The 9,716-nt window shown below is 70.2% G+C and carries 9 protein-coding genes; 5 read left to right on the forward strand and 4 right to left on the reverse strand.

What is annotated here, in order from left to right; all coding sequences use genetic code 11:
* Positions 1 to 586 (forward strand): tyrosine-type recombinase/integrase (locus tag E1295_RS45135; protein WP_166427731.1); only part of this gene is annotated, 586 nt, incomplete at its 5' end.
* Positions 583 to 1,359 (forward strand): hypothetical protein, encoded by a 777-nt coding sequence (locus tag E1295_RS45140; protein WP_132641084.1) that lies wholly within the window; start codon positions 583 to 585, stop codon positions 1,357 to 1,359. The genes E1295_RS45135 and E1295_RS45140, both read left to right, overlap by 4 nt.
* Before the next feature lie 862 nt (positions 1,360 to 2,221).
* On the opposite strand, the gene E1295_RS45150 is transcribed toward E1295_RS45140, so the two are convergent.
* Complete coding sequence (locus tag E1295_RS45150; RefSeq protein WP_220449221.1) at positions 2,222 to 3,232, reverse strand: serine hydrolase domain-containing protein; 1,011 nt, start codon at positions 3,230 to 3,232, stop codon at positions 2,222 to 2,224.
* 941 nt (positions 3,233 to 4,173) lie between these two features.
* Here E1295_RS45150 and E1295_RS45160 point away from each other — a divergent pair.
* Positions 4,174 to 4,560 carry a helix-turn-helix domain-containing protein gene (locus tag E1295_RS45160; protein WP_425465406.1) on the forward strand — a complete coding sequence of 129 codons (387 nt, stop codon included), beginning with the start codon at positions 4,174 to 4,176 and terminating at the stop codon, positions 4,558 to 4,560.
* Positions 4,561 to 4,671: 111 nt separating this feature from the next.
* On the opposite strand, the gene E1295_RS45165 is transcribed toward E1295_RS45160, so the two are convergent.
* A complete protein-coding gene (locus E1295_RS45165; RefSeq protein WP_132641086.1) occupies positions 4,672 to 5,337 on the reverse strand; it encodes a class I SAM-dependent methyltransferase in 666 nt (221 codons plus the stop codon).
* A 37-nt stretch (positions 5,338 to 5,374) separates the two neighbouring features.
* Here E1295_RS45165 and E1295_RS45170 point away from each other — a divergent pair, with 37 nt between their 5' ends.
* Complete coding sequence (locus E1295_RS45170; RefSeq protein WP_132641088.1) at positions 5,375 to 5,812, forward strand: MerR family transcriptional regulator; 438 nt, start codon at positions 5,375 to 5,377, stop codon at positions 5,810 to 5,812.
* Between the two features lie 207 nt (positions 5,813 to 6,019).
* A complete protein-coding gene (rph, locus tag E1295_RS45175) occupies positions 6,020 to 8,650 on the forward strand; it encodes a rifamycin-inactivating phosphotransferase (RefSeq protein ID WP_246081170.1) in 2,631 nt (876 codons plus the stop codon).
* Positions 8,651 to 8,835: 185 nt separating this feature from the next.
* On the opposite strand, the gene E1295_RS45180 is transcribed toward rph, so the two are convergent.
* Both E1295_RS45180 and E1295_RS45185 read right to left on the reverse strand, forming a co-directional pair.
* Positions 8,836 to 9,132, reverse strand: a complete 297-nt coding sequence (locus E1295_RS45180; RefSeq protein ID WP_132641090.1) for a DUF952 domain-containing protein — start codon at positions 9,130 to 9,132, stop codon at positions 8,836 to 8,838.
* Positions 9,129 to 9,716, reverse strand: a 588-nt coding sequence (locus E1295_RS45185) for a GNAT family N-acetyltransferase (RefSeq protein WP_246081172.1), incomplete at its 5' end; no start/stop codon positions are given. The genes E1295_RS45185 and E1295_RS45180, both read right to left, overlap by 4 nt.

A 9,716-nucleotide genomic window follows, 5' to 3' on the forward strand; every position in this document is an offset into this window, starting at 1 on the left:
GGCGGTGCCGGACGCGGCTGCGGACGCGGGGGCGGCGGGCAAGCGGCGTGATCAGCGTACGGAGCTGCGGGACGCGGTGATCGTGTTGCTGCTTGCGACGGTGGGGCCGCGGGTGTCGGAGCTGGTGCGCGCCAACGTGGAGGATTTCTTCACCAACGACGGGGTGCGCTACTGGCGGATCTTCGGCAAGGGCGGGCGGACGCGGGACGTGCCGTTGCCGCAGGACGTGGCGCGGGTGTTGCAGGACTATCTGGCGCGGGGGCGGCCGGCGGTGCAGGACAAGGCGTTGTTGTTGTCGTGGCGGGGGCGGCGGCTGGCGCGGGGTGATGTGCAGGCGGTCATCGACCGGGTGCAGGCGCGGGTCGACCCGGACCAGCGGCGGTCGGTGACGCCGCACGGGTTGCGGCACACGACGGCGACGCATCTGCTGGCCGACGCGGTCGACATGGACGCGGTGCGGCGGGTGCTGGGGCACAGTGACCTGTCGACGCTGGGGCGTTACCGTGATGAGCTGCCGGGTGAGCTGGAGGTGGCGATGCGGGCCCATCCCCTGCTGCGGAGCGAAGCGGGCGACAGGGCCGAGTGAGCCGCCACTACCGGCGCGGCCTGACCAAGCTGCTGCGCGCACTGGACTTCCACTGCGACAACACCGCCTTCCAGCCGGTGATGGACGCGCTGAAGCTGCTGGACCGCTACGCCGACTCTGAGGACGTCTTCTACGACCGCGCCGAGACGGTGCCGATCGAGTACGTGGTGCCTGAGGACTGGCAGGAGGCGGTGGCCGATGAGCGCGGCCGGATCGAGCGCATCCCGTACGAGCTGTGTGTGCTGGTCGCGCTGCGCAAGGCGATCCGCCCGCGGGAGATCTGGGTGGAGGGCGGCAAGATCTGGCGCAACCCGGAGGTGGGCCTGCCGGCCGACTTCGACGACGACCGGGACGTACACCACGAGGCGCTGAAGAGGCCTCGTGATTCGGCGGCGTTCATCGCCGAGTCGTGGACGGTCCTCGGCGAGGCCGGCGTCCCGATCGAACCGATCGAGCGGTACCTGGCCTACCTGCCGGACATCGACCGGTCGCCGAACACAGTGAAGGCGTACGCGCACGATTTAAAGGACTACTTCACTGTCAACCCACATAAGCCCAAAACCCACATTGGGATGATCTTGAGGCGAGCGGCTCGCTCGTCAGAGGAGACGGCACTGGCGTGGCAAGGGGTTGATGTCAGACCAAGTAAGCTCACCGGCGCCGCCTTGGAGCGGACGGGGGCGCGGCGGTGCTCCAGGTCGAGGTCCTCGACGTTCAGTGCCAGGATCTCAGTCGCTTCGGCCGCCGTGTGGCATACAGACCGAATCGGCTGATGTGTGCGGTCAGGTAGGGCCGACAACTGCGCGACGTCCTCGGGGCTGATCTCCCAGCCCTCGGCCAGCAGCCGGCGCATCACGTCCATCATGTCCAGCGCCGTGTGGAAGATCACGAATGTCGTGATGCTGCAAGACGTCCTGGCCGAAGAGAGGTGGGCCGCCCTGCTCACCCCGGTCGACCGGCGCGGCCTGACCCCCGCTGTTCTGGCTGCACGTGCGCCCTACGGCGAGGTCCGACTCGGCCTGAACGCCCGGCTGAGCAGCGGCGCCCTCGGCGAGCTGGGAGCGGACGCCGCCGACGGAGACCTCCACCCCCGGCGGCGATGGTACGGATCGATTCCCCGCGCCGGCGACGGTCGAGGGTCGCGGCGCGTTTGTCGTCGGCCACGGGGCGGCGGCGTCCGACCTTGCCTTGCTTTCGGGCGGTCCCAGGACGACGAAATGAACATCCGAACCGGACACGGCGCACGGAGGCTCCCGTTTGGCTGGATGTCCATGGTTGCGTTCGTCAAACGGTTATATGAACGCGCCGGACGGCTACGAAAGGTCGTCTGCGTCTGGGATCCAGCGCGCCCGGATTGTCGGGCGGCGGTGTCCGGGCGATCAATCGTGACTCGCGCGACTGTCGGCGCTGGCCGAGGCCACCCAGATGGACCCCACTGACCTGCCCGGCTACACCGGGCCCGTGCACGAATATCTGTCCCGCCATCGCGAGCGGCAGCGGCTGATGCTGTGGGGGCCAGCTGGAACTGGCTGCCGGCCAGGCTCCGCCCGATGACCCCGTACAGCAGTCCATCCGCCGCTGCGAACCGCTGACCCGCTCGCTCCGCGGTGGCGGTGTGCGGCTACCTGGCCGGAGCTATGCGCCGGTGATCAGGCTTCGTTCCAGAGCAATGATCGGCTCGATGCTCTGGAGGTCGTAGTTGCTCAGGATGATCGCGGTCCAGTCCATGTCGAGGTAGAGGGACCAACTCGTCGAGATGCCGCCTGCCCCGCCCCCATGGGTGATGATGCGCTGGTTGTTGTAGATCGGGGCTACCGGCCCGTACGCCTGAAAGGTCTCACCACGAACGGAGCTGCCGGAGGTGTCCTCCTTCAGCGGCTTGGCAGAGATCTTTCCGTTCACGTAGACCTCGGTGTAGGGCCGGGCGGTGAGTTTGCCGCCTTGCAGCGCGACCGCGAAGCGGACGAGATCCGGAGCGGTGGAGAAGCCGTTGCCGCCGCCCGTACCCATCCATCCCCGCGCGGAGTTGCTGCCTTGACCGGCATCGCCGTGTACGGAGCCCTTATCGAGGTTACGGACGGCGTCCACGCGTGTGCCGTCCTTTTGATACATGTACGGATGGGCGATGCGGCCGTCGGCGAGCCACTCGCGGCGGCTGTAGTAGGCGGAGTCCTTCATGCCGGCCGAGAGGAAGATGTTCTGGCGGACGTAGTCCTGGAACGACATGCCGGAGACCTTCGCCACGAGCTCGCCGAGCAGGATGTAACCCATGCTGCTGTAGGCCTTTCTCGTCCCGGGGGTGAACTGCAGCTCGAATGTCTTCAGATTCGACCAGAACTCCGCCATCTGCTCCTCGTAGCTGGTATGGATCTTCTCCGATGGCGGCTGGTCGCCGGGACGCCGGGCGTCGCCCAGGCCGCTGGTGTGGGTCAGGAGATGGTGCACGGTGATGGATTCGGCCATCGCCGCCGGCAGGCCGTTCAGATGCTTGCTCACCAGGTCGTAGAACTTGAGCTTGCCCTTCTGGACGAGCTGCACGACAGCCAGCCCGGTGAACAGCTTGGAGGTCGAGGCCAGGGCGTAGATGGTGTCGACCTTGTTCGGGACCTTGCTTTCCTTGTCCGACCAGCCGTAGGCGCGGGCCAGGACCCGGCGGGCCGCGGTAGGCGATCATCACAGTGCCGGAGAACTCATCCTTGTCCGCCAGTTGCTTGACGTATCGGTCGAAGGCCCCTCCAGGACGCAGGCCCTTGGGAATCCGGCCGGAGCTTGACGAGACATGGGTGCTCGCCTCGGCGGGTCCCGACGAGGCCAGGAGATCACCGCCAGCCATCGTGACTGCACCCAAGAACCAGAGGGCCGAACGGCGCGAAGGGCCGTGGCCGGCCAAGGGACGCGGTAACGCCATGGAAAATCCTCCCGAAAGGAAACGGTCTGCGAGAGATATACACGAGGTGGACGTTTCCTTAGCGTTTCCATGACTTGATCGGGGCATCGAAAATACCCTCTGAAGCGCCGTCATGGGGGTCCTGGCAGTCCGGAAATTCCCGTAACTAGGCCTTCCCGGTAGCGCGATCGCGGTCTGGGTGCGGCATGGGAGTGGGTCTCGATCTGGAGGTGCCTGGCCGCCCGCGCCCGAGGTCAGCGCCTGGGACGGCCGCCGGCGATGACTGCCGAGCAGATCCGGCACGCCCGCGACCGCTCACCCGGCCGGAAAACACCGTCTCCTCCATCGCTCGGCTACTCAGCGTCAGCCGTCCTCGGGGGTGTCGAGGAGCCGGCTGGGCGGGTCATCGCCCTGCCGCTGCGCGCCGCCGCCGCGCCCCGTCGGGCTGCGGCGACGCGGTCCGGGAGCTGATCGAGCGCCGCCGTGGTGATCGGCGTTGGCTGGGTTTCGTGGGCGGTTTCTTCCGGGCCACCGACCACAACGTCCACGCCGACGGCAGCAGGTCGTCGACCGATCGCCCGCTGGCGGTCCCGGCCATCTGGCCGGCCGGCGAGGGTCCTCTCTGCAGGCGGCGTGGTACGTATGAGTTCCTGTTGGCTCGGACGGCGCCCTACCCCATGAAACTCTGACAGCGGAGGCGGTGGGCCTGGTCGTCCAGGTCATCACCACCGACCTGGAGCGGGCCGGTGAGGCGGGGGCTCGTGTTGGCCGGGTGGTGGGTACGGCGGACCTGGGCGCGATAACTATACCGGTGTCCGGGTATAGAGTGGTGGCCATGGTGCGACCTCCGCTGACCCCTGAAGAGCGGCTCCGTGGCGAGCAGCTCGGCTCCACCCTGCGTCAGGCCCGCGGCGAGCGCAGCATCGTCGAGGTGGCCGCGGCGGCGGGCATGTCCGCCGAAACCCTGCGCAAGATCGAGACCGGACGCATCGCCACCCCGGCGTTCTTCACGATCGCCGCGCTGGCCGACGTGCTCGACATCTCCCTCGACCATCTGGTCGTCCGCTCCACCCCGGCCCCTACCTGAGGGGCGCGATCGGCGCCCGGGGGCGTGCCGTCGGACGGTTCACCCGGGGCGGGTCCGGGGTCGATGCGGTCATGACGGTGCGGTCATGACGGTGCGGTCATGACGGTGCGGTCATGACGGTGCGGCGGCCGGGCTGGTGGCCGGGCTGGTGGCCAGCACGCAGGTGGCGGGCGGCTTCAGTTCGAGGGTCTCGATCCGGATCCGGGTGAAACCGGCCTGGGTGAGCAGGTCGGCGAGCTCGCGGGCGGCTCGGGCCGTGGACTCGTGGGTGGCGCCGGGGCAGCGGGGCTGGCTGACGAGCGCGATGCGGCCCGCGGGGCGCAGCAGGCGGCGCAGTTCGCCGAGCCGTTCGACCGGGTCGGGCCAGAATCCCGTGGAGTTGACGGCGAGGACGGCATCGAGTGGTCCGCCGAAGTCGGGCAGCTGTTCCACCGGAGCTTGTGTGAGGTGCACGCGGCGGGCGCGGACGGCGGCGGCGTTGCGGCGGGCGGCATGCCGGACCATGGCCCGTGAGTGGTCGATGCCGAAGACGTGGCCCCGGGTGGCGCGGCGGGCGAGTTCGGCGATGGCGATGCCGGGGCCGAAACCGATCTCCAGCACCCGGTCGGTGGGCTGCACGTCCAGCAGCCGCACCGCCCACCGGTTGCGGGTGCGGTTGGAGGGGCGCAGGGCGAACATCCAGCCGTTGGCCCATCCGGCGATGCCCCGCGGGTGATGTGCCTGGTCGACCAGGAAGGTGATGAGGCGTTGCTTGAAAGAGGTGTCCGTGGTCTGCATGATCGCCAGTCAACGGCTTCACGTACGCTTGAAGTCAATGGATGAGCAGTTGACGATCGGTGAGCTTGCCGGCCGCACGGGCGTCGCCACCTCCGCTCTGCGCTACTGGGAGGAGCTCGGCCTGCTGCCGGCGCCGGCCCGCGTCTCAGGGCAACGGCGTTATCCGCCGTCGGCGGTCGGGCTGGTCGGTGTGGTGCTGATGCTGCGTGGTGTCGGTTTCACGCTGCGCGAGGTCAAGGCGTTCCTGACGGCTCGTTCGGCGGGCGGCGACGGCTGGCGGGAGCTGTACCAGCGCAAGCTGGCCGAGCTGGATGAGCGGATCGCCCGGGCTCAGGTGGCGCGCACGGCCATCGCCCACGGTCTGGCCTGTCCGCATGACGACATCGTCGAGTGCGCCCAATTCACCGGCGGGGTCGCGGCGCTTCTGGCGGGCGCGAGTGTCGAGGAGGCCCACGAGGGGATTCATTCGCGCTGATCTCAGCGTCACGGCCGGCGGTTGTGGAGTGACTCGCCGGGCTCTGGGCGTTCGACCTCGGTGTTTCGGTCAAGGGGCTGCGGCGGGGATGGGGGGCGGGCACAGGTCCCCGCCACTTTTACTTTATAGCAGATCAGCGCGCCTCATGAGACATCGGAAAGTGGGGCACACTTGCCCGTTGCGAACGGCCCGACGACCGATGGAGCAGTGAAATTGGGTTACGTGATGGGTTTCGAGCAGATCGGCTCGGCGAATCTCGCGGACGTGGGCGGTAAGGGGGTGCACCTGGGTGAGCTGTCGCGAATCGACGGCGTCCGCGTGCCGGACGGCTTCTGCGTCACCACGGCCGCCTTCCAGCAGGTCGTGGCGGGAATGGGCGCCCGGCTGGACGAGCTGGCGGGCGTGGACGCGGACGACCGTGCGGCGATCGCCACGCTGAGCGCCGAGCTGCGGCGCGAGATCGAGGGCGTCGAGATTCCCGGCGATGTGGCGGCGCGGATCGGCGCGTCCCTGGCCCGGCTCGGGGAGCGGACGCCCTGTGCGGTGCGTTCCAGCGCGACGGCCGAGGACCTGCCGGGCGCCTCGTTCGCCGGCCAGCAGGACTCCTACCTGAATGTCGTGGGCCTGGAGGCGGTCCTGCGGCACGTGCGCAGGTGCTGGGCCTCGCTGTTCACCGAGCGGGCGGTGACCTACCGGCGCCGTAACGGCATCGACGACCGTACGGTGGGGATGGCGGTGGTGGTGCAGCGGATGGTGTTCCCGGAGGCGGCCGGGATGGTGTTCACCGCCGACCCCGTGACCTCGAACCGGAAGGTCGCCACGGTGGAAGCCGGTTGGGGGCTCGGCGAGGCGCTGGTGTCGGGTGTGGTGGCCGGCGACGTCTACACGGTGCGCGGCGGCCAGGTCGTCGACGTGGCGGTCGCCGTCAAGGAGCGCCGCGTCGAGGCGTCGCCGCAGGGAGGCACCCGGGACGTGGCCGTCGAGGAAGGGCTGCGGCGGCAGCCGGTTCTGAGCCGGGAGCAGGCGGTGCGGCTGGTGCGGCTGGGCCGGCGTATCGAGGCGTACTTCGGCCGGCCCCAGGACATCGAGTGGTGCCTGGCCGGCGGCGAGTTCCACATCGTGCAGAGCCGGCCGATCACCACGCTGTTCCCCGTGCCCGCGGTCGATGACGGGGACAATCACCTGTATGTGTCCGTCGGGCACCAGCAGATGATGACCGACGCGATGAAGCCGCTGGGGTTGTCGCTGTGGCAGCTGACGACCCCGCGGCCGATGGACGAGGCGGGCGGGCGGTTGTTCGTCGACGTGGCGCCCGTCCTGGCGACGGCCGCGGGCCGCGCGAGCCTGCTGGACACGTGGGGCAGGTCCGATCCGCTCGTCCGGGACGCGCTGCAGGCCGTCGTGGACCGCGGCGACTTCCTGCCCTCGCTTCCGGACGACGCCGCGCCCGCCGCGCCCGCCGCGCCCGCCGCGCCCGTCGGGGGCCCGGGGAGTGCGGCCGATCCGGTCGAGACCGATCCGGGTGTCGTGACCGAGCTGATCCGGCGCGGCGAGGCGTCCGTGGCGGCCCTGAAGCGCGAGATCGAGGATCTGTCGGGGCCGGCGCTGGTGGAGTTCATCGTGGCCGACATCGTGGAGCTCAAGCGGGTGTTGTTCGATCCGCGGAGCCACCAGGTGGTCATGGCGGGGATGGAGGCGGCGTGGTGGCTCAACGACCATCTCGAGGCGTGGCTGGGTGTGAGGAACGCCGCCGACGTGCTCACGCAGTCGGTGCCCCGTAATGTCACCTCGGAGATGGGGCTGGCGCTGCTGGAGGTCGCGGACGTCGTCCGTCCGCACGCGCAGGTCGTGGCGTTCCTGCAGCGGGTGGCGCAGCAGGAGCGGCAGGGCGACGGCTGGCTGGACGAGCTGGCCGGGCTGCCGGGCGGGCGCGAGGCGGGTGAGGCCATCCGCGGCTACCTGCGTACGTATGGCATGCGCTGCGCGGGCGAGATCGACATCACCAGGACGCGCTGGAGCGAGCGGCCCGCCACGCTCGTGCCCGCGATCTTGGGCAACGTCAGGAACTTCGAGCCGGGCGCGGGTGGGCGGCACTTCGAACAGGGCCGTCAGGAGGCGGAGCGGATGGCGCAGGACCTGCTGGGGCGGCTGCGTGCCCTGCCCGACGGGGAGCGCAAGGCGGAGGAGGCCGGCCGGATGATCGACCGGGTCCGCACCTTCGCCGGATACCGGGAATACCCGAAGTACGGCATGATCAGCCGCTATTTCGTCTACAAGCAGGCGTTGCTGCGTGAGGCCGACCGTCTGGTCAGGTCCGGCGTCCTGCGCGAGCGGGACGACATCTTCTTCCTGCGGATGGAGGAGGTGCGCGACGTCGTACGCACCGGCAAGGCGGACGCCGCGCTCGTGGAGGAACGACGGGAGGCGTTCCGGTCCTACGAGGCGCTCACGCCGCCGCGGGTGTTCACCTCCGACGGCGAGGTCCTCACCGGCAGCCACCGGCGCGACGGCGTCCCGCCCGGCGCGCTGGCCGGGCTGCCGGTCTCGCCGGGGACGGTCGAGGGGCGGGCCCGGGTTCTCATGGACATGGCGCGGGCCGACCTCGAGCCGGGCGACATCCTGGTCACCGCCTACACCGACCCGAGCTGGACGCCGCTGTTCGTGGCGGTCGCCGGGCTGGTGACGGAGGTGGGCGGCCTCATGACGCACGGGGCGGTGATCGCGCGGGAGTACGGTCTGCCCGCCGTCGTGGGTGTCGAACAGGCGACCCGGCTGATCCGTGACGGGCAGCGGATCCGCGTCCACGGCGCCGGCGGGTACGTCGAGCTTCTCGACTGACCCGGCGGCTCCCCGCGCCGCGGGCCCGGCGAGCCCGGACACGGGCCAGACACGGGTCCAGGCACGGGTCCGGGCACGGGTCCGGGCAGGGACGTCCGGCCGGTGGCCGGGCTGGAGGCGCGGCTGGACGTGCGGCTGGACGTGCGGCCCTCCCCCGCCGGGACGGACCGCAACGGGGCACCAGGTCAGGGTGGGAAAGGCCGCACGGCCGTGACGGCGCTGAGCGGCAGCGGCCCGTACAGGTGGGGGAAGCCGTTCTCCACGCGCACGTCCAGGCCCGCCGGGTCGATGTCGAGGACGAGCAGCGGCTCGGTCACGCCGGTGTAGAAGGCGGCGTGGACGCCGCGCAGCTGGACCAGGTCACGGCTGCAGTGGATGAAGCCCACCTCGTCGAGGGTGCGGCCCAGGGTGGAGACGCGGTACTCCCCCGCCTGGCGGGCGGCGTCCCAGTCGGCGCCCAGGGCCAGGTGGAGGATGGTCACGTCGCCCACTCGCGGTCGAGGATGGCGTAGATGCTCTCGCTGCTCCACTCGCCCTTGACGATCTCGTTGTCGACGAGGGTGGCCTCGTGGCGCATGCCGAGCTTTTCCAGCACGCGGGCGGAGGCGGTGTTGCGGGCATCCAGACGGCCGACGACGCGGTGCAGGCCGAGGCCCTCGAAGGCGAGGCGGAGCAGGGCGCGGCCGGCTTCGGGGGCGTAGCCGTGGCCGTGGTGGCCGGGGTGCAGGACGTAGCCGATCTCGCCCTGGCGGTGGGTCTTGCTGGTCCAGATGAGCAGGCAGTTGCCGATGAGCTCGCCGCTGCGGGTCAGGGTGATGGCCAGGTCGAGCGCGTCGCCCTCGTCGAGGAGGGCGGTTTGGGTGATCTTCTTGTCGAGGAAGGTGCGGCTGGTGTCGCGGTCGCGGGGCTCCCAGTACAGGTGGCGGGTGACGTCGGGCAGGCTTTCGTAGGCGTGGACGGCGTCGAGGTCGCCGGGGGCGAAGGGCCGCAGCGTGAGGCGTTCGGTGGTGAGGGGCAGGTGGGGTTTGAGCACGTGGGCAGTGTAGGGAGCGGCGGCGGAGGGGGC

The sequence above is a fragment of the Nonomuraea mesophila genome, from assembly GCF_004352805.1.
Lineage (GTDB): Bacteria > Actinomycetota > Actinomycetes > Streptosporangiales > Streptosporangiaceae > Nonomuraea > Nonomuraea longispora.